Raw genomic sequence first — 18,664 nt, 5'->3', positions numbered from 1 at the left:
AATAACTACTGAACAGTATCTTTTACCTGTTCTTGTTCTTTAAGCTTTTGGATGCGGACGTCTTCTATCTTAACATGGTAAACTAAATCGGCAATCGTAATCAAGTCAATACTTCTATATACGCGTGTATTATAATCGCCAAAAGTTTTAGGGATTTCAGGTTTTCTGCTCTCAGTATTGAAAGTAAAAAGCAATGGAGGAATTGAATAAATTGGAGTAACTCCTGATGCTCTTGTAGAATTGACATATCCCTTTATTTTTAAACTCTTTTCACCAAGTACGTCAAGATACTTCATGTATTTTTTCTCGTACGCCATGTTGATACTTTTAGTAGAATCTTTCAAAACAAAATTAAAGCCTTTATTGTATTGCCAAATGGTATTGAACGTATTTTTATCTATTGTGCTGTATAAATTTTTAATGTCTTCATACGTAAAGGTCTCATTGATATCATTGAAATAATTTTCAAAGTATGTGCCTAAAAATTCTTGATATGCTTTATCAATATCATCTGTCTTAGTTTTTGCTTTCAGTTCTTTTTCAACATACGAAACCAACATTTCAATGTCTTTAATTTCTTGTTCGTTAAAAATTTGTGTCAATTCTGGGCTCGTTCGTGAGTTGTTTTCTTTCTGACAAGAAAAAATTAAAAATAAGCTAGAAATGAGTAGTGTAAACGTGATAACTTTTTTCATAACTATAATGGTTTTAAGACTATCAGAAATTTGTTTGGTAAAGCTTTTCCAATAGCAGTTAATGTTTCTATATACCATTATCAGTATGAAACTTCACCTCATTTGTTACAATTGAAATGTATCTAAGTTTAGAAATTAGTGTTGAAACGACCACACCACAATCCGACTAATCTTATTTCCTTGTCCCATTGGAATCGTTTTTACTGTCTTAGCTTCTACACGTTTTAAAGCATCATAAATTGCGGGTAAATTAGCTTCTTTAGAAACCAACGTCGTAAACCATTGGCACTGTTTTGAAAACTGTTTACTCTCTTTAATCATGTTTTTAATGAACTTCTTTTCGCCACCTTTACACCACAATTCATTGCTTTGACCGCCAAAATTGAGTTCCGTTTTTACAGGTTTCTTACCTTTTAAATTCTGTAATTTTCGTACTGTTCCAGCTGCAGCTTCTTTTGCAGAGGTATGAAAAGGCGGATTGCAAAGTGTAATGGTAATTTTTTCTTTTGGAAGAATGATTCCGTTAAAAATGAACTTCGGATTTTCTTGTTGGCGAATTTCAATACGATTGTGTAAACGTTTGTTTTGAAGAATAATCTCTTTAGCATTCGCAATAGAAACGGTGTCAATGTCTGATGCAACAAATTTCCAATCATATTGGTGCGTTCCAATAATTGGGTAAATGCAATTGGCGCCTGTACCAATATCTAAACAAGTAATTTTTTCTCCTTTCGGAATGTTTCCGTGATTGTGTTCTGCTAGAAACGTCGCTAAATAATGTATATAATCTGCTCTACCAGGAATTGGTGGACACAAATACCGCTCAGGAATATCCCAAAAATCAATCGCGTAAAACTGTTTCAACAATGCTTTATTGAGCATTTTAACCGCTTTCGGATTAAAAAAATCAATTGATTCATCACCAAATTTGTTCAACGCTACAAACTGTTTTAATTCGGGACACGCTTTTATTAGCAAACCAAAATCATAACGTCCTTGATGTATATTTAACGGATGTAATTTAGATTTCTTTACTGTACGCTGCTGTTTTTTTGAATCCATGCATTTATTTTATCTTCCAACAACTGCAACGGAATACAACCTGTACTCAACACTTGATTGTGAAACTCTTTAATATCAAACTTATCACCTAAAGCTTCTGTTGCTTTTGCGCGTAATTCGCGAATTTTTAATTGTCCAATTTTATACGACAACGCTTGCCCCGGATTTGCCATATAACGTTCAATCTCAGAAATAATACTCGCTTCGCTTTCGGCTTCATTATTCAATGAATACTCAATTGCCTGTTCACGTGTCCAACCTTTTGCGTGTAAACCTGTGTCTACAACCAAACGAATGGCGCGGTGCATTTCCATACCCAGCATTCCAAAATACTGATATGGATCTGTGTATAAACCTAATTCTTTTCCTAACGATTCAGTATACAATGCCCAGCCTTCGCCATAGGCACTATACCAAAGTGTTTTTCTAAAATCGGGTAGTTCTCCATTTTCTTGTGTCAGCGAAATTTGATAATGATGTCCCGGAATGGCTTCATGTAAAAACAGCGCTTCATCAGAAAAGACATTATACTTTGTAGCATCAGGAATTGGCGTATAAAAAATACCTGGACGTGTTCCGTCTAAAGAACCTGGATTGTATTCTGCACTGGCAGATGCTTCTCTAAAAGCTTCTGTACGGCGGACTTCAAAAGGAGTTTTTGGTTTTAAATCGAATAACTTTTCAATTTGAGGTTTCATTCTGTCATGAATCGCATTAAAATTATCAATAATCTGTTGTGGTTCTGTATATGGCATTAACTCTTTATGCTCTCGAACATAATTAAAGAACGACTTTAAATCACCTTTAAAACCAACTTGCTTTTTTACGTTCTCCATTTCTGCTAAAATTCGAGCAACTTCTTTCAAACCTAACTCATGAATTTCATCGGCAGTCATATTGGTTGTTGTGTATTCTTTAATCGAATACTCATAATAAGCATCCCCGTAAGGAGTTCCATCAATTCCGCTATTTTCTCTACCTGCGCTGAGGTAATCGGTCTTTAAAAATTGAGACAAATCACCAAATGATGGAATCAGTTTTTCTGTTAAAAATGTCTTGTATGCTTTTGTTATATTTTCTTTGTCTGCATCTGAAAAATCTGCTGGAAAGTTTTTGATCGGCGTATAAAATAAATGATCTTCAAGATTCGTTGAAGCCAAAACTTCAAACTGCGGAATCACTTTTTTGATCAATGATTTAGGCAATACAAACTCTTCTGTAATTCCTTCTTGCATATTTGTTTTCGCCGTTTTTAACCATTCATTATAGCCTTCCAAACGTTTCAACCAATTATTGTAATCTTCAACTGTCTTAAAAGGTTGAGCAGATGCGCCGCTTGCCAATTGACCAACAACTAAGTTTAGAGACCACATTTGATCGATAGGCATCAAACGACCATTTTTAAAGCTTAATTTCCTTAAACTCATATCGCAATCCCAATACAGAATTGCTTTGCTCATTTTTTCACCTTTCTTAAGATTCGTTTCATCAAAGTTTTTCAACGTATCTTTAAATTTACGGTAATATGTTTTTAACTTTTGATGATGCTCTTCTGATAATAAATTTGGAAATTGGTCATTATATCTATGGTCACCAGCAAATGTTGCATTTAGAGGATTGAGAGCCAAACCTTCTTCATAATAAGCTTCTAAAACACCTGCGAGAGATAGTTCACTTTTTGAAATTGGTTCTTCTTTTTTCTTGTCACTTCCACAAGAAACACATATGAGTAAAGAGAGAATAAAAGCGTATTTTTTCATCTGTTCAAATTTTAATAGTTTTTAAAAATACTATTTTTTTAAAGTAACGAAATATCTTTTTGCTGTATTTAACATAGATTGAAAATAAACTGGAAGAATGAGCGAAAGATTGTGATTGAAAACTTTAACTTAAAATTGCCACTTTTTAATTTGATTTTATACGAAATTCATTTAGTTTTAGTTTTTAACTAGATTGATATGAGAAGCTTAAGCTTAGTTAAAGTAGAAATAATAGGAGTTCCTGTTATAGGTAGGTTGTGATACATTCAAGAAAATGGTAAATAACATTAAAAAATCGTCTTTGATTATTCTGTTTTTGATAACATTTAGTTGTCAAAATATAGAGCAGAAACCAATACAATTAATTGAAAAAGAATACGGACTTTTCAAAAATGAAAATGACAGTATTGGAGTTGAATTAAAGCTGAGCGAATTTAATAATTGGAAAGAATTACTAGAACGAACTGAACGAATTGCGTGTAGTGATAGTTTGCCAAAACTTACCTTAAAATCAGCTACAGATCTTAAAACCGTTTATTTTGGAAATCCTTGTTGGGAAGATTTTGGTTGTATATTAATTAAACAGAAAAATACAATTCAAATACACAATGATACAATTAGTAAATCAGACAGGTTTTATTACCCGTTAGATAGTTTAGGAACTGTTTTAAAAAAAGACTTTGAGAATAATGGGAAAATTCCATCTTGGAGTGTTAGTCCAGAAAAACTTATGATTTTCATTTCTTACGACAATGGGAAAATGGAAAAATTCCCAAAAACATTGAGAAGAGTAGTTGATGAATATGAAAAATTAACAGACAGCGTTGTCTTAAAAATATGGTTGAATGAAAAGCTTGCTATTCAGCCTCCACCACCACCTCCGCCACCTCCGCCACCGCCACCGCCTGTGGATTGGAAAGAGGAAACGAAATAAGATTGTGCAAACGGATTCTGCAAATTTGATAACTACTATAAATGGCCAATTCAAATAAAAACATATTACTAACGAGATTAAATGATTTATTTGAAAAACCTGTTTACACGAGTTTGAAAGTATACACAAAGGGAAATAAGATATATGTACTCAAAGATCTAGATTTTCAGACGTATATATTGATCATTCCTCAAGCACCGTTAAATGAAAACCAAAGTAATGCTTTACTAAGTTTAGGATACAAGGAATTGCGGGAAAAGATCAATTATGAGAACTATTTTAATTATTCGGATGCTTCTTCGCGAAATCAACTAATTGATACTATTGATTCAATTTTTACTAAAATTTTTAAGGTTGAATCTGAACGCAAATGGCGGTATAGTTTACATACAGGAATGGCAGCTCTTAAGGACAATAAAACTCCTTTGTTAACAATGTCTGAAAGACTTGAAAGAAACAAAAGGAAAAGGAGACGGTTAAAAATAATATGCAATGACATCACATATTCTTTAGCATTATCAGTAATTATATTTCTTATATTCTTTAATGAAAACCTGATTGATTCTTTAACAATAAAAACAAGTTTAATTGTATTTGGAGTTTCTTTTGGGATCATTAAAATCGGTCAATTTGTGATGAAATTAAAGGTTTCATCTTTTGGGAAGAAACGATTTCTAAGCACAGAGTATTCGAATTATTTTAAGCAAAATGGATTCAATAAAAAGGGCGATAGGTATACAGGACTGATGCAAGGTTTCTCAGTAGAATTAATGTTTTCGGAGTATCATAACTGCATGATAACTGTTTACCATAAAGAGATTGGTTGGGATAACGTTTTAAAAATGCCTAAAGGGAAACGTTTTAGCAGTACTTCATATAATTGGACAGGAAAGTTCTATTCTCAAAAACTGATTAAGCTTAGATTGCCAAAGGAAAAGATATTATATGAAGCAAAAGACTTTGTTGAACTAATAATAAGTCAGGAAATTGAAAAATAACATACCTTTAAAACTCAGTATAAAGCAGTGCAGCAAAATACTGAGTCTAGAAGTAGTTACTTGTTTAGAACGGCTGTAAATTTTAAATTCGTCTTTTAAAATATAAAGTTAGGTTACAATTCCGAATTCAATATCTGTGTTGTAAATTCCTTGATGGACTTAGTTCCGTTTTTTGTCAAATGTTTAATGAAAGCACTTCCAATAATAGCGCCTTTTGCTTTGTTAGTGGCTTGTGTAAATGTTTCATGATTGGAAATTCCGAAACCGACAATTTGCGGATTTTTTAAATTCATGTTTCCAATGCGATCAAAATAAGTTTCTTGTGTATTTCCAAAACTATTTTTAGCACCTGTAGTTCCTGCCGAACTTACCATATAAATAAACCCGTTAGAAATGCTATCGATAAATCGGATGCGTTCCTCAGACGTTTGTGGCGTAATCAAAAACACATTAATCAAACCGTACTTCTCAAAAACTGCTTGAAACTGTTCATGGTATACATCTACTGGCATATCGGGAATAATTAATCCATCAATACCAACTTCTTGACATTTGGCGCAAAATGCTTCAATTCCGTATTGCATCATCGGATTCAAATATCCCATAATAATCAATGGAATAGAAACCGTTTCACGAATGTTTTTTATCTGATCAAACAAAACTTTGCTGGTCATTCCATTTTCCAAAGCTTGTGTAGAACTTGCCTGAATCGTTGGTCCATCTGCCAAAGGATCGCTAAACGGTAAGCCAATTTCGATCATATCGACACCGCTTTTTTCCAACTCTTCAATCACACCAACGGTATCATTCAAACTTGGATATCCTGCGGTAAAATATATAGATAGTAACTTTTTATCTTCTTGTAACTTTTGGTTTATTCTATTCATGCTAATAGTATTGAGTATTGAGTTATTAGTATTGAGGTGTGAGTCTTGTCTCATATCTCATTACTAATTTCTCACTACTATAATTTAAAATAATCAATATACGTATTCAAATCCTTGTCGCCACGACCTGATAAGTTCAACACAACAATTTCGTTTTCTTTGAATTTTCTTGTATCAAAAACGGCTAATGCATGTGAACTTTCAATCGCTGGAATAATTCCTTCCAATTGTGATAATTCCAAGCCAGCAGTCATAGCTTCATCATCAGTAATAGAAATAAATTCGGCACGTTTACTTTCATATAAATGTGCGTGCATTGGTCCAACACCAGGATAATCTAAACCAGCCGAGATTGAATAGGGTTCTGTAATTTGTCCGTCTTTGCTTTGCATCAATAAAGTTCTACTTCCGTGAATAATTCCATCTTCACCCAACACAGAAGTTGCAGCACTTTCACCAGAATGAATTCCTTTTCCAGCAGCTTCCACAGCAATTAAATTGACGCGTTCGTCATCTAAATATTGATAAAAAGCGCCAGCTGCATTACTTCCGCCACCAACACATGCAATCACATGATCTGGATAGGAACGACCTTCTTTTTCTTGTAATTGCCATTCCATTTCCTCCGAAATTACAGCTTGAAAACGCGCTACCATATCTGGATACGGATGCGGTCCAACGACCGAACCAATAATATAATGTGTGTTTATTGGATTGCTAATCCAATCGCGAATAGCTTCATTAGTGGCATCTTTCAACGTTCTACTTCCAGACAATGCTGCACGAACCTCAGCACCTAACATTTTCATACGTGCTACATTTGGTGCTTGTCGTGCAATGTCAATTTCGCCCATATACACAATACATTCCATGCCCATTAATGCACAAACAGTAGCTGTTGCAACACCGTGTTGTCCGGCACCAGTTTCGGCGATAATTCGAGTTTTACCCAAACGTTTTGCCATCAAAATTTGTCCGATGGTGTTATTTACTTTGTGCGCGCCAGTATGGTTTAAATCTTCACGTTTTAAATAAATTTTTGTGTTGTATTTGGCAGACAAACGTTCTGCATAAAATAACGGTGATGGACGCCCAACATAGTCTTTTAGTAATTGTTGAAATTCTTTTTGAAAAGAATCTTCATACATAATCTCCAAATACTTTTGACGCAGTTCTTCTACATTCGGATATAACATTTCAGGAATGTATGCACCTCCGAATGTGCCGTAATATCCTTTTTCGTTCACGTGATAACTCATGATCTTATATATTTTTTAAACGTGTTGCTGTAATTATCTTGATAGGTGATTTTAGTAATCTGTTTTAATTTTTCTTTAATAGGTTCTAGAAGAATACCTTGTGCATTAAAGCGGTTAATTGTAGCATTTTTATTTGAAATTTTTTGAATATGTCCAATAGAAAAATAGCCATGTTTTTCGCGTTCACATTCAACGATAACACATTCTTTTTGTTTTTTTAAGTTCTCGAAAATGGTTTGAAACGAAGTAATATCAATAGCATTGTAACGCTTGATTATTTTCTTGAACCCTTTTGGAGATTCCTTTTTTAAAATCATTTCGAAATATTCATCCGTTTTATTACGTCGAATCTCTGTAATTGTTTGAACAGGAATACAATTAAAACCTGAAAAAGTAAATTCAGCAATGTTTGCAATCATTATAAAGTCGTCAGAATATGCTAGTATATAACCAGTAATGTTATGGAAACTTTCATTTTTGAATCCTCTACTAATTTGTACGTATTCTTTGTTTTTTATATGTGTCGCTATTCTTTTTTTTAATTTTTTGTTGCTCATGATATAGCTTTTTTAAACGTTGTCAATTTCTCAATATCTTTCAACCCTGGAACAATTTCAAATTTACTATTCACATCTAAAGCATAACAGTATTTTGAAGCTTTACTTTTTAAAAATGCTTCCAGTTTTTGAGTCGTTTCTAAACCAATTCCACCACTTAAAAAGAATGGTTTTGTTGATGGATAATCTTCCAATACAGTCCAATCGAATGTAACACCATTTCCGCCAGGTAATTTTCCTTTTGTATCAAACAGAAAATAGTCAACACAATGTTCATACAGTTTCAAAGTCGAAAAGTCAAATTCATTTTTTATCGAAAATACCTTGATGATTTCAACCCGAGCATTGGGCGGAGTCGAAATACGTTTCTTTAATTCAATACAAAACTCAGGGCTTTCGTTCCCGTGTAATTGTACAGCTTGCAAATCATATAATTTTATTTTTTTACAAATATCTTCTATAGATGCATTTACAAAAACACCAGTTTTTTTAATTCCTTTTGGAATTTCTGGAATAACCGTATTAAAAAAACGTGACGATTTTTTATAGAAAATAAAACCCAAATAATCTGGCTGTAATTCGCTTACAGCTTTCATATTGTCTTCATATTTCATTCCGCATATTTTGAGTTTCTTGTGTTTCATTAAATGATTAAAATATTTAAGATTTAGGTGTTAAATTGATACTTTTAATAACTCATAACTCACGAATAAACTCCAAAGCACTTAGCCCTGGGTTTTCAGTCTTCATAAAATTTTCACCAATTAAAAAACCTTGATATCCATACGGTTGTAAATCTTTGATTGCTGCAACAGAACTAATTCCGCTTTCAGATACTTTTACAAAATCATCTGGAATATGTGTTGATAATTCTTTGCTGATGTCTGTGCTAACTTCAAAGGTTTTTAGGTTTCTATTATTAACACCTAACATGTCTAATGACGGCATGATTGATTTTTGCAATTCTTCCAAATTATGTACTTCTAACAATACATCCAATCCTAGGTTTTTTGCTGTTTCCGATAAGGTTTTAATTTCGTCTCTCGTCAACACGGCAGCAATCAATAAAATAACATCTGCACCATACGATTTTGCTTCAATGATTTGATATTCATCAATGATAAATTCTTTTCGTAAAATAGGTAATTGTGCGCTTGCTCTTGCCAACAACACATCGTCTAGTGAACCGCCAAAGTATTTTCCATCTGTCAAAACAGACATTCCACAAACACCTGCGTTTTCATACCCAGAAGCTACATCTTGTACGCTTGCACTTTGGTTAATGACAGCTTTGGATGGCGAACGTCTTTTAAACTCAGAAATGATTCCTGTATCACTAGCTTTTAATGCGGCAGACAAAGAAGAAGTTTCACGACCGAACAATGCCGAACGCTCCAAATGCGACACTGATACGATACTTTTTTTCAGTGAAACCTCTTTGTATTTATCTGCTATAATTTTGTCTAAAATGGTTTTCAATGTTGAAAAATTTTATGTTTATTTTTTATTTGCTCAATTCTTGTAATTTCTTCAATACTTGCAATGCTTTCCCCGAATGCAAGGATTCTTTAGCAATTTCGAAACCTTCTTTGGCTTGTAATCCGTTTACCGTTGCAATTGCCATTCCTGCGTTGGCACAAACAACATTATTTTGCGGATCGGTTCCGTTGCCTTCTAAAATATCTGTAAATATTTTTGCTGCAGATGCTACCGAATCGCCGCCATAAATGGAAGCTTGAGTATGTTGTGGTACGCCAAAATCTGCTGGTGTAAGCATTTCTTCAGAATTGTTTCGAATAGCTTTTGTAGCACCTGTGAGTGAAATTTCATCGTACCCATCCAAAGCATGTAAAATGGTGTAATTTTTATCTGTGTTTTGATATAAATAGCCATACATTCTTGCCAATTCTAAGTTGAATACGCCAACCATTTGATTTTTTGGAAATGAAGGATTTACCATTGGACCAAGCATATTAAAAAATGTTTTGACGCCTAAAGCTCTACGAATGGGCGCTACATTTTTCATAGCTGGGTGAAATAAAGGCGCGTGTAAAACACATATTCCAGCTTTGTCTATAGACTTTTCTAAGAAATCGACATCATTGGTGAATTTGATTCCTAAATGTTCCATTACGTTTGATGAACCACTTACAGAAGAAACTCCGTAATTTCCATGCTTGGCAACTTTTACTCCAGCGCCAGCTGTAATGAAAGAAGCTAAGGTCGAAATGTTGAAGGTATCTTTTCCATCGCCGCCAGTTCCGCATAAATCGATTGCATTGTATGCAGATAAATCTACAGGAATACATAATTCTAACAGCGCATCTCGGAAGCCTTTTAATTCTTCTAACGTAACGCTTCGCATCATAAAAACAGTGAGGAAAGAAGCAATCTGACTTGGATTGTACATGTCTTTCGATATGTTTACAATTACTTGTTTAGCTTCTGCTTCAGTAATGTTTTCTTGATTGATGAGTCTATTTAGTAATTTTTTCATTTTTGTTTTTTTATAGTATTGAGGTTTTAGTAGTTAGTATTGAGACGAGTTCAGATAACATTTATAATTTCACAAGAAACAGATTGTTTCGGCTATCGCCTCGCAAAGACGTTTCAAACAATTTCAATACTCAGTTCTCACAGCTTATATCTATTTTTTTATTTTCATAGTACTTCTCGATACAATTTTCTCCTAAAATTACTCGAAGTGACGTTTGGTACTTCTTTAGCAATTATATTTCTTAGAATATCACTTTTACATTTAAAATTTAGCATTCAACATTTATAATTTCCTAGAAACAACTTGCTTCGGTTATCATTTTAAAAGCAGTTTCAAAGAACTTCACTTTTACATTCAACATTTATAATTTAACCACGTACCCAATTTTCTAAAATTTGTTTTCCGTGTGGCGTCAATACAGATTCTGGATGATATTGTACACCACGAACATCATATTCTCTATGACGCAACGACATAATTTGTCCGTTTTCATCATACGAAGTCGCTTCTAAACTTGCAGGAAGCGGACTTGCCACAATCCATGAATGGTAACGCCCAACTTCGAAATTTTTTGGTAAACCATCAAACAACGATTCGTCATCCACTGAAACTTCTACCTTGGTTGCAACGCCATGATAAACTTCTGCTAAGTTGGACAATGTTCCACCAAAAACTTCTCCAATAGCTTGTTGACCTAAACAAACACCTAAAATGCTTTTTGTAGGCGCATATTTTGCAATTATTGGTTTTAGTAAACCAGCTTCATCTGGAATTCCAGGACCTGGCGAAAGAATGATTTTTTCATAATCTTCAACCTCTTCCAACAAAAGCTGATCGTTTCTTTTTACCGTAACATCACAATCTAAATCTTCCAAATAATGTACAAGATTATATGTGAAGCTATCGTAATTATCTATGACTAGTATTTTTTTCATTTTTTATTGGCTTTTCGCTTCTAGCCTATAGCTATTGGCTTTTTTACTTTTTATTTTCAAAGTACTTCTCGATACTATTTTCTTTTAGAAAATCACTCGAAGTGACGATTTATTTTTTATTTATAGTTTCCAAGAAACAACTTACTTTGGTTGTCGTTTTATAAGAATGTTTCAAAGAGGTTCACTTTTACATTTAGCATTTAAAATTTTACATTTATAATTCCTAAATCGTTTCCGCAATTTCCAACGCCGTATTCAGCGCTCTTAATTTGTTATATACTTCCTGATTTTCGTTTTCTTCATTTGATTTTGCTACAATTCCTGCACCAGCTTGGTAATGTAATTTGTGATTTTTACTTAGGAATGTTCTAATCATAATGGCATGATTAAAGTTTCCATGAAAGTCCATAAAACCAATAGCGCCACCATAAAAATCACGATTAGATGTTTCGTATTTTTCTATCAACTGCATGGCTTTGTGTTTTGGTGCGCCGCTTAATGTTCCTGCGGGAAATGTGTCTGCCACAACTTGCATTGTTGGAACATTTGTATGTTTTTGCGCCGTTACTTTAGATACTAGATGAATAACATGCGAAAAGAATTGCAATTCTTTATAAGTTTCCACTTGTACTTGATTTCCGTTTCGGCTTAAGTCGTTTCGTGCTAAATCTACTAGCATCACGTGTTCTGCATTTTCTTTGGGATCGTCAAAGAGCCTTTTGGCAGATGCTGCATCTTCTTCATCGTTTCCTGTACGTTTAAAAGTTCCTGCGATTGGATGAATTTCTGTGTGATTGTCTTTTACGACCAATTGCGCTTCTGGTGAAGAACCAAATATTTTAAAATCGCCATAATCAAAATAGAAAAGATATGGTGAAGGGTTGATACTTCTTAACGCACGATATACATTGAATTCGTCTCCTTTAAATTTTTGGATGAATCGTCTCGATAAAACCAATTGAAAAACGTCTCCACGATAGCAATGTTTTTTGGCTAATGCAACATTTTGTTTGAACTGCTCATCGTTTAAATTAGATTCGCGTTCACCATCAATTTTAAAGTTATATGTGGTGAAGTTTTTTGAACTCAATAAATGTTCAATCGAAGCAATATTATCTTCTTTTTCATAACAATGCGAAAAGATGTACGCTTCGTTTTTAAAATGATTGAACGCAATGATGTTTTGGTAAATCGCATAGTACATATCTGGAATGTAAAGCGATTGTTCTTTTTTAGAAATTTCTACCGATTCAAAGTAACGAACAGCATCATAAGCAATATAGCCAAACAAACCGTTATTGATAAATTTGAAATCGTTCGTATCTGTTTCAAACTGTTTTGAAAATTCGTGAATTAACGCTGGAACATCGGTTGTTGCTGTAATAGGAGTAGTGTCTGTTGCGCCGTTTGGATATTCGCGCGTAAGCGTTTCATTTTCCACCTTAATACTTGCAATAGGATTGCAACATACATATGAAAAACTGTTTCCGCTGGCGTGATAATCACTACTTTCCAATAGCAAACTGTTTGGGAACTTGTCCCTGATTTTTAGATACACACTTACGGGAGTAATCGTGTCTGCTAATATTTTTTTATAGGTAGTTTTTAATGTGTACATGGTTCAATTTGTTTCAAAAAAAAAAGACTTGTCGTGATCGACAAGTCTTTTTATATATCTATTATTTGTAAATAGGGACTTAGCTCACGATTCTGAAGTTCGTAAGTTCCACCACCAAGTATTTACTAAATTTAATTTCATTTGTTGTTTTGTTATGACAAATATATAGAAATGAATTTTAGAATAAAAAATATTTTAAAATTTTAATTCTACTTGCAAGTCAAATTCGTCGCTAATTGCTTTGTCTTTCAATCCGTCAAAGAAAGAAGCAGAACCGTACTTGATTCCATATTTTGTGCGGTCTACCTTTAATTTTGTTTCTGCAGAATTGCTTTCTAATTCAAGATTAAAAGCTACAGGAGATTTTATTCCTTTAATTGTTAAATTGGCAGCTACTCTGTACACATTATCATCTGTTTCTACTACTTTTCTAAACTTTAAAGTTGCAGTAGGAAATTTTGCTACCCCAAAAAAGTCATCAGATTTTAAGTGACCATCTAAATTACCTTTAGATTCTCCACTTAAATCTGTAGTGTTAATTGTTGTCATATCAATTGTAAACATTCCATCAACTAATTTTCCATCTTTAAATTTTAAAGTTCCCTCTTTAATATTAATGGTTCCTTCGTGTTGACCTATTACTTTATGACCAGTCCAAGTAATCTTACTTTCTTTTACGTTTACTTTCTTCTCTTGTGCAACTGCTGTTGAAATGGTTGCAAATGCAAATAAGGCTACTAATGTTAAAATACGTGTTTTCATTTTTTTGTTTTTAATGTATGTAGATAGTGTTTTTAAGGGCAATTTTATTGGGATTGCGAACCTCTTAATTTTTCTAATAATGTATTTAATGTTTCAGCTTCATTTTTTGTGAGTGGTTCCATTATAGTTTCTTCTAAAGCACTCAGTTTCGGATCGATGGTTTCTAGTAAATCCAATCCGTTTTTTGTAATGATAATTTCTACTTTTCTTCGGTTTTCTGGACAAATAGTTCTTTCAACAAAACCTTTTAAAATTAACTTGTCAATCAAGCGCGTTGTATTGCTATTCTTATGAATCATTCGTTCTTGAATCGTAGCTAAATTTGCAGGCTTTCCTTTTTGACCTCTTAATATGCGTAGCACATTATATTGTTGTCCTGAAATATCATATTGCTTGAAAAATGCTAAATACGCTTCAGCAATAATTTTGTTTGTTATCACAAAATTTAGAGATGTTCTCTTTGCTAATGGTAATTCAACATTACTCTTTAATACTTCTTGAAGCTTCATATTTGTATGTACAATATTTGTATATACAAATGTAATAGTATTTTGAAAATAAAAAAGTGGAGTAGTGTTAAAGTTTGATTAAATTTTGTTTGGGCTTGTTTAACTTTTAGGTTTTTGAAACGTCTCTCATTACTAATTATTCACTTCTTATAAAACTTCAACTTTTCCATTTTTATAAACTTTAAGGTTGTATGTAAATGGACTTATATATCCAATATGCCATTCACCAAATTCAAAATAGAAGTTTAAATGATCGCCAATAAGTTCTTTTTTCTCGTATCTCTTTTTAGGGTTTACTCTTTTGATTTGTAAGCTATCATTGTCTTGCGGAATATAGTCAAAGTCAAATAATTTTTTTGAATTGAGTTCTTTTAGTATAAACTCAGGAAGTAATTCGTCTAGTTGTTCAGAAGGAAACATGGCAAGCCCATCCATTCCACTATCACTAAAACCTACTACGCGATCTAATGTCCAAACATAAAAGATACTTTTAAGATGTTTCGTAGCTTTTGCTAGATTATCTTCACAACTACAAAATCGGATTGTTTTAGATGCTTTACACATTTGTATTTAAAATTGTTTTTATTTAAAACTAGAAGAATTTTAGTTAAGATCAAAATACCAAATTAAACTTTTTCAACGTTTAAGAGTCACACTATACAAATTGATTATTATGACTTTACAAGAAATCGTGCATTTGTACAATAGAGTTGGCTTTGGAATTTCATCTTCGGAAGCAACTAGTTTGAAAAGTCAATCACGTACACAAATTGTTTCGCAATTGTTTGAAGCTTCTCGCAATTTTGAACCTTTATCCATCGATATATCTGAATTAACAACAATTTTAAAAGGGTTGAAGATGAAAGATAGAAAGAAGGCACGTGCACTGTTTAAGGAAAGCGCTAAGAAAATACACGAAATGAATATTGCTTGGCTCTATAAACTTGGAAATACAGAACAATTATTAGTTGAGAAAATGACTCTTTTTTGGGCAAATCATTTTGTGTGTCGTGATGAAAATATTGTTCACTTTCAACAGTATCAAAATATACTTCGCACACATGCACTAGGGAATTTTAAAGATTTTGTGGTTGCTATTTCAAAAGAAGCTTCCATGATGAAGTATTTGAATACAAGGCAAAATAAGAAGCAAAAACCAAATGAAAATTTTGCGCGCGAGTTGATGGAGCTATTTACGCTTGGACGCGATCAATATTCTGAAAAAGATATTAAAGAAGCTGCACGCGCATTTACAGGTTGGAATCATAGTATTATGGGCGATTTTCGTTTTCGTCGTCGTCAACATGATTATGGAGAGAAAACTTTTTTAGGTAAAACAGGTAATTTTGATGGTGACGCTATTATTGAAATCATCTTACAGCAAAAACAATGTGCACAATTTATTTGCGAAAAGGTTTATAGATATTTCGTGAACGATCAATTAGACGATTCCCGCGTAAGCGAAATGACCGAACTTTTTTATAAAGACTACGATATTGGAAATTTAATGCGTTTTGTGTTGACTTCAGATTGGTTTTATGATGCGAAAAATATCGGCACAAAAATAAAATCACCTGTAGAATTCTTGATTGGTGTACATAGAGTCGTACCAATGCGGTTTGAAAAAGAACGTGAATTAGTCTATCTGCAAAAACTATTAGGACAGCATTTATTGTTTCCGCCAAATGTAGCAGGTTGGAAAGGTGGCAGAAATTGGATCAATCCAAACACAATGATGTTACGCTTGCGATTGCCTTCTGTTTTATTGGCAAATGGAGAAATAGAATTGGATGAAAAAGGCGAGTTTGAAGACGATTTTCAACGATTTAATAACAAGCGAAATCGTCAACGGAAATTAAAAGTTGTTCCTGATTGGGAAGCGTTTCTATCACGGGAAAAAAATACATCGACCAAGCAGTTACAGCAAACATTATTGACAAGTGCGCTAAATCGTGGAACAAAAGAATATTTAGAAAAACTAGCAGATCAAGATTTGAAAGAATTCTGTATCCAGCTCATGTCTTTGCCTGAATATCAATTGTGTTAGATGACAAAAAAAGTTAAATGAGATTCCCGTTTTCATGGGAATGCAAAACAAGTTTTGTATGAATAGAAGAAATTTTTTAAAACAAGCTTCCTTAGCAAGTACAGCTATGTTTCTGCCAAAATTCGTTTCAGGATTCAACCTGATCGATAGTGCAGTTGCCACAGGAAAAAAACTCGTTATCATTCAGCTTTCTGGAGGAAATGATGGTTTAAATACGGTTGTGCCATTCAGAAACGATATTTATCACAAAAATCGATTGTCGTTGGCGCAAAAAAAGTCAAACCTCATCGGAATTACAGATGAAATTGGTTTTCATGAAAGTCTCATCGCGCACAGCAATTTATATAATAATGGAGAATTGTGTGTGGTAAACAATGTTGGATATCCAAATCCGAATCGTTCACATTTTCGATCTACGGATATTTGGCATACAGGAAGTGATGCTAACGAACATTTACAATCGGGTTGGGTTGGACGTTATTTAGATGCTACTAAAAATACATCTTTAAACGCTATCGAAGTAGATGATAGTTTGTCGTTACTGTTGAAAGGTGAGCATACAGATGGAATTGCTATGACAGATCCGAAATTATTCTTTCGTACTACACACGATCCGTATTTTAGAAAAGTAGTAGAACATCATGATGCTGCGCATTTAAGCGAACACAATTTGGGCTATTTATACAAAACGATGGTCACAGCTTCGTCGTCGGCAAAATACATTTATGAAACTTCTAAAACGTATACGACTCAAACAACATATCCAAAAAATAAATTTTCAAAACAGCTCAAGCAAGTTGCTCAATTTATCAACTCAGGATTGCAAACCAAAGTATATTACACTTCGCTTGGAGGATTTGACACACATGTAAATCAACTAAACAAACAAAAGCGTTTATTAAAAATATATGATGAAGCGATGGCAGCTTTTATCAAAGATTTAAAACAGCAAGATTCGTTTAAGGATACATTGATTTTGACCTTTTCCGAATTTGGGCGACGCGTACAACAAAATGCTGCTAATGGAACCGATCATGGAACGGCAAATCAAGTGTTTTTGATTGGAAATCAGTTGAAGAAACAAGGTTTTTACAATCCGATGGCAGATTTATCGAATTTAGATTCTAATGGCGATTTAAAATATGATATTGACTTTCGAGAAATCTATACGTCCGTTTTGAACAATTGGTTGGAAGTAGATGCCTCGAAAGTCATTAACAAACCATTTTCAGGTTTAAACATTGTTTAAATGTCTCCACATACAGGAACTTGCCCCGTTTGTGCAGTAGATATGCAAGTGCATGAAGGCGCATAAGTATCATTGTAACATATAACGCATGTATCAGGTCGACCAGACTCTTTTCCTCCTTTTGTGTTTTTTAAATTGGAAATAGATGTTTTGTTTAAGTTTAGATTTTTAAAGTGTCTTTTTTTCATAATATAAAATTTTAATTTGTGTCAATTTACCTAAGTAGTTTTGAATTTATATAAGGTAAAACCGTATTTAACTAGTTGAGAATCTTAAAATTTGTTAAATAAAAAGTGAACCGATAGAGTTTTCGTATTTTTAAGGACAATTATATACCATCATGAAAAAAGTATTATTTATCTTCTGTGTTGCTGCGTTGATTTCGTGTGAAAATGAAACAAAACAAAAAGATGTAGCTACGAATATAAAATCTGAAGTGAAAGCAGAAACAGAGAAATTGTCTGCGGAAGTTTCTGAAATCCCAGTTTTAAATTTTGAAGAGTTTGAAAAATACCTAAAAATTGAAGATGATAATATTCATGTAGTCAATTTTTGGGCAACTTGGTGTGCGCCTTGTGTAAAAGAATTGCCACATTTTGAAGCTGTCAATGAAGAATATAAAGACAAAAATGTAAAAGTGTTGTTGGTAAGTTTGGATTTTAATTTGAAAAAACTGAATTCATTCTTAGCAAAAAACGATTTAAAATCTGAAAAAGTACTTTTAGATGATCCCGATCAAAATGCCTGGATTCCGAAAGTATCTCCAAAATGGTCAGGAGCTATTCCGGCAACGGTTATATACAAAAAAGGAAAACGAAAGTTCTATGAGCATTCTTTTACGAAAGCAGAACTTGAAAGTGAATTGAAAAATTTTATAAACTAATAAAAACCCACT

At 33.2% G+C, this 18,664-nt stretch carries 20 protein-coding genes; 5 read left to right on the top strand and 15 right to left on the bottom strand.

Annotated elements, in window-relative coordinates; translation table 11 throughout:
• Positions 1-5 precede the first annotated feature (5 nt).
• From ACRBBL_RS15985 to ACRBBL_RS15975, 3 genes are all read right to left on the bottom strand, one after another.
• The gene (locus tag ACRBBL_RS15985; protein WP_431370074.1) at positions 6-695 is read right to left on the bottom strand and encodes a hypothetical protein; all 690 of its coding nucleotides are present in this window, start codon (positions 693-695) and stop codon (positions 6-8) included.
• 135 nt (positions 696-830) lie between these two features.
• The gene (rlmF, locus tag ACRBBL_RS15980; RefSeq protein WP_431370073.1) at positions 831-1,757 is read right to left on the bottom strand and encodes a 23S rRNA (adenine(1618)-N(6))-methyltransferase RlmF; all 927 of its coding nucleotides are present in this window, start codon (positions 1,755-1,757) and stop codon (positions 831-833) included.
• Positions 1,727-3,517, bottom strand: coding sequence for a DUF885 domain-containing protein (locus tag ACRBBL_RS15975; RefSeq protein WP_431370072.1), 1,791 nt, complete (start codon positions 3,515-3,517; stop codon positions 1,727-1,729). The genes rlmF and ACRBBL_RS15975 overlap by 31 nt, the downstream gene beginning before the upstream one ends.
• 274 nt (positions 3,518-3,791) lie before the next feature.
• On the opposite strand from ACRBBL_RS15975, the gene ACRBBL_RS15970 reads away from it, so the two are divergent.
• Both ACRBBL_RS15970 and ACRBBL_RS15965 read left to right on the top strand, forming a co-directional pair.
• Positions 3,792-4,451, top strand: a complete 660-nt coding sequence (locus ACRBBL_RS15970) for a hypothetical protein (protein WP_431370071.1) — start codon at positions 3,792-3,794, stop codon at positions 4,449-4,451.
• A 41-nt stretch (positions 4,452-4,492) separates the two neighbouring features.
• Positions 4,493-5,449 carry a hypothetical protein gene (locus ACRBBL_RS15965; RefSeq protein WP_431370070.1) on the top strand — a complete coding sequence of 319 codons (957 nt, stop codon included), beginning with the start codon at positions 4,493-4,495 and terminating at the stop codon, positions 5,447-5,449.
• 113 nt (positions 5,450-5,562) lie between these two features.
• Here ACRBBL_RS15965 and trpA read toward each other — a convergent pair whose 3' ends face one another.
• The 11 genes from trpA to ACRBBL_RS15910 all read right to left on the bottom strand — a co-directional run bounded on the left by trpA (position 5,563) and on the right by ACRBBL_RS15910 (position 15,037).
• Positions 5,563-6,336, bottom strand: a complete 774-nt coding sequence (gene trpA, locus ACRBBL_RS15960) for a tryptophan synthase subunit alpha (RefSeq protein WP_431370069.1) — start codon at positions 6,334-6,336, stop codon at positions 5,563-5,565.
• 77 nt (positions 6,337-6,413) lie between these two features.
• Positions 6,414-7,595 carry a tryptophan synthase subunit beta gene (trpB, locus tag ACRBBL_RS15955; RefSeq protein WP_431370068.1) on the bottom strand — a complete coding sequence of 394 codons (1,182 nt, stop codon included), beginning with the start codon at positions 7,593-7,595 and terminating at the stop codon, positions 6,414-6,416.
• Positions 7,592-8,152, bottom strand: coding sequence for a hypothetical protein (locus ACRBBL_RS15950; RefSeq protein ID WP_431370067.1), 561 nt, complete (start codon positions 8,150-8,152; stop codon positions 7,592-7,594). Before ACRBBL_RS15950 ends, trpB begins: the two co-directional genes overlap by 4 nt.
• Positions 8,149-8,796, bottom strand: a complete 648-nt coding sequence (locus ACRBBL_RS15945) for a phosphoribosylanthranilate isomerase (protein ID WP_431370066.1) — start codon at positions 8,794-8,796, stop codon at positions 8,149-8,151. The genes ACRBBL_RS15950 and ACRBBL_RS15945 overlap by 4 nt, the downstream gene beginning before the upstream one ends.
• Before the next feature lie 52 nt (positions 8,797-8,848).
• Positions 8,849-9,631, bottom strand: a complete 783-nt coding sequence (trpC, locus tag ACRBBL_RS15940) for an indole-3-glycerol phosphate synthase TrpC (RefSeq protein WP_431370065.1) — start codon at positions 9,629-9,631, stop codon at positions 8,849-8,851.
• Positions 9,632-9,656: 25 nt separating this feature from the next.
• Positions 9,657-10,649, bottom strand: a complete 993-nt coding sequence (gene trpD / locus ACRBBL_RS15935) for an anthranilate phosphoribosyltransferase (protein ID WP_431370064.1) — start codon at positions 10,647-10,649, stop codon at positions 9,657-9,659.
• Positions 10,650-11,017: 368 nt separating this feature from the next.
• Positions 11,018-11,584 (bottom strand): anthranilate synthase component II, encoded by a 567-nt coding sequence (locus tag ACRBBL_RS15930; protein ID WP_431370063.1) that lies wholly within the window; start codon positions 11,582-11,584, stop codon positions 11,018-11,020.
• Between the two features lie 223 nt (positions 11,585-11,807).
• Positions 11,808-13,202: an anthranilate synthase component I family protein gene (locus tag ACRBBL_RS15925; RefSeq protein WP_431370062.1), complete on the bottom strand. Its 1,395-nt coding sequence runs from the start codon at positions 13,200-13,202 to the stop codon at positions 11,808-11,810.
• Between the two features lie 195 nt (positions 13,203-13,397).
• A complete protein-coding gene (locus tag ACRBBL_RS15920; RefSeq protein WP_431370061.1) occupies positions 13,398-13,964 on the bottom strand; it encodes a YceI family protein in 567 nt (188 codons plus the stop codon).
• 44 nt (positions 13,965-14,008) lie between these two features.
• A complete protein-coding gene (locus ACRBBL_RS15915) occupies positions 14,009-14,473 on the bottom strand; it encodes a MarR family winged helix-turn-helix transcriptional regulator (RefSeq protein WP_431370060.1) in 465 nt (154 codons plus the stop codon).
• Positions 14,474-14,620: 147 nt separating this feature from the next.
• Positions 14,621-15,037 (bottom strand): hypothetical protein, encoded by a 417-nt coding sequence (locus ACRBBL_RS15910; RefSeq protein WP_431370059.1) that lies wholly within the window; start codon positions 15,035-15,037, stop codon positions 14,621-14,623.
• Positions 15,038-15,146: 109 nt separating this feature from the next.
• On the opposite strand from ACRBBL_RS15910, the gene ACRBBL_RS15905 reads away from it, so the two are divergent.
• Positions 15,147-16,520 carry a DUF1800 domain-containing protein gene (locus tag ACRBBL_RS15905; RefSeq protein ID WP_431370058.1) on the top strand — a complete coding sequence of 458 codons (1,374 nt, stop codon included), beginning with the start codon at positions 15,147-15,149 and terminating at the stop codon, positions 16,518-16,520.
• Positions 16,521-16,578: 58 nt separating this feature from the next.
• The gene (locus tag ACRBBL_RS15900) at positions 16,579-17,769 is read left to right on the top strand and encodes a DUF1501 domain-containing protein (protein ID WP_431370057.1); all 1,191 of its coding nucleotides are present in this window, start codon (positions 16,579-16,581) and stop codon (positions 17,767-17,769) included.
• Here ACRBBL_RS15900 and ACRBBL_RS15895 read toward each other — a convergent pair.
• Positions 17,766-17,957, bottom strand: a complete 192-nt coding sequence (locus ACRBBL_RS15895; RefSeq protein WP_431370056.1) for a hypothetical protein — start codon at positions 17,955-17,957, stop codon at positions 17,766-17,768. The two genes, ACRBBL_RS15900 and ACRBBL_RS15895, sit on opposite strands and share 4 nt — an antisense overlap.
• Before the next feature lie 152 nt (positions 17,958-18,109).
• On the opposite strand from ACRBBL_RS15895, the gene ACRBBL_RS15890 reads away from it, so the two are divergent.
• Complete coding sequence (locus tag ACRBBL_RS15890) at positions 18,110-18,652, top strand: TlpA disulfide reductase family protein (protein WP_431370055.1); 543 nt, start codon at positions 18,110-18,112, stop codon at positions 18,650-18,652.
• Positions 18,653-18,664 lie beyond the last annotated feature (12 nt).

Origin of the sequence: Kordia sp. (assembly GCF_050633145.1) — a bacterium.
Taxonomy (GTDB): domain Bacteria; phylum Bacteroidota; class Bacteroidia; order Flavobacteriales; family Flavobacteriaceae; genus Kordia.
This window is presented reverse-complemented; position numbering and strand designations above follow the sequence as displayed.

Bases quoted from the DNA above. Each gene is read 5' to 3' on its own strand.
- trpA (WP_431370069.1), bottom strand. From the start codon at position 6,336: ATGAATAGAATAAACCAAAAGTTACAAGAAGATAAAAAGTTACTATCT.
- ACRBBL_RS15970 (WP_431370071.1), top strand. From the start codon at position 3,792: ATGGTAAATAACATTAAAAAATCGTCTTTGATTATTCTGTTTTTGATA.
- ACRBBL_RS15985 (WP_431370074.1), bottom strand. From the start codon at position 695: ATGAAAAAAGTTATCACGTTTACACTACTCATTTCTAGCTTATTTTTA.
- ACRBBL_RS15910 (WP_431370059.1), bottom strand. From the start codon at position 15,037: ATGTGTAAAGCATCTAAAACAATCCGATTTTGTAGTTGTGAAGATAAT.
- ACRBBL_RS15945 (WP_431370066.1), bottom strand. From the start codon at position 8,796: ATGAAACACAAGAAACTCAAAATATGCGGAATGAAATATGAAGACAAT.
- ACRBBL_RS15890 (WP_431370055.1), top strand. From the start codon at position 18,110: ATGAAAAAAGTATTATTTATCTTCTGTGTTGCTGCGTTGATTTCGTGT.
- ACRBBL_RS15920 (WP_431370061.1), bottom strand. From the start codon at position 13,964: ATGAAAACACGTATTTTAACATTAGTAGCCTTATTTGCATTTGCAACC.
- ACRBBL_RS15900 (WP_431370057.1), top strand. From the start codon at position 16,579: ATGAATAGAAGAAATTTTTTAAAACAAGCTTCCTTAGCAAGTACAGCT.
- ACRBBL_RS15930 (WP_431370063.1), bottom strand. From the start codon at position 11,584: ATGAAAAAAATACTAGTCATAGATAATTACGATAGCTTCACATATAAT.
- ACRBBL_RS15895 (WP_431370056.1), bottom strand. From the start codon at position 17,957: ATGAAAAAAAGACACTTTAAAAATCTAAACTTAAACAAAACATCTATT.
- ACRBBL_RS15925 (WP_431370062.1), bottom strand. From the start codon at position 13,202: ATGTACACATTAAAAACTACCTATAAAAAAATATTAGCAGACACGATT.
- ACRBBL_RS15965 (WP_431370070.1), top strand. From the start codon at position 4,493: ATGGCCAATTCAAATAAAAACATATTACTAACGAGATTAAATGATTTA.
- ACRBBL_RS15975 (WP_431370072.1), bottom strand. From the start codon at position 3,517: ATGAAAAAATACGCTTTTATTCTCTCTTTACTCATATGTGTTTCTTGT.
- trpD (WP_431370064.1), bottom strand. From the start codon at position 10,649: ATGAAAAAATTACTAAATAGACTCATCAATCAAGAAAACATTACTGAA.
- rlmF (WP_431370073.1), bottom strand. From the start codon at position 1,757: ATGGATTCAAAAAAACAGCAGCGTACAGTAAAGAAATCTAAATTACAT.
- trpB (WP_431370068.1), bottom strand. From the start codon at position 7,595: ATGAGTTATCACGTGAACGAAAAAGGATATTACGGCACATTCGGAGGT.
- ACRBBL_RS15915 (WP_431370060.1), bottom strand. From the start codon at position 14,473: ATGAAGCTTCAAGAAGTATTAAAGAGTAATGTTGAATTACCATTAGCA.
- ACRBBL_RS15950 (WP_431370067.1), bottom strand. From the start codon at position 8,152: ATGAGCAACAAAAAATTAAAAAAAAGAATAGCGACACATATAAAAAAC.
- ACRBBL_RS15905 (WP_431370058.1), top strand. From the start codon at position 15,147: ATGACTTTACAAGAAATCGTGCATTTGTACAATAGAGTTGGCTTTGGA.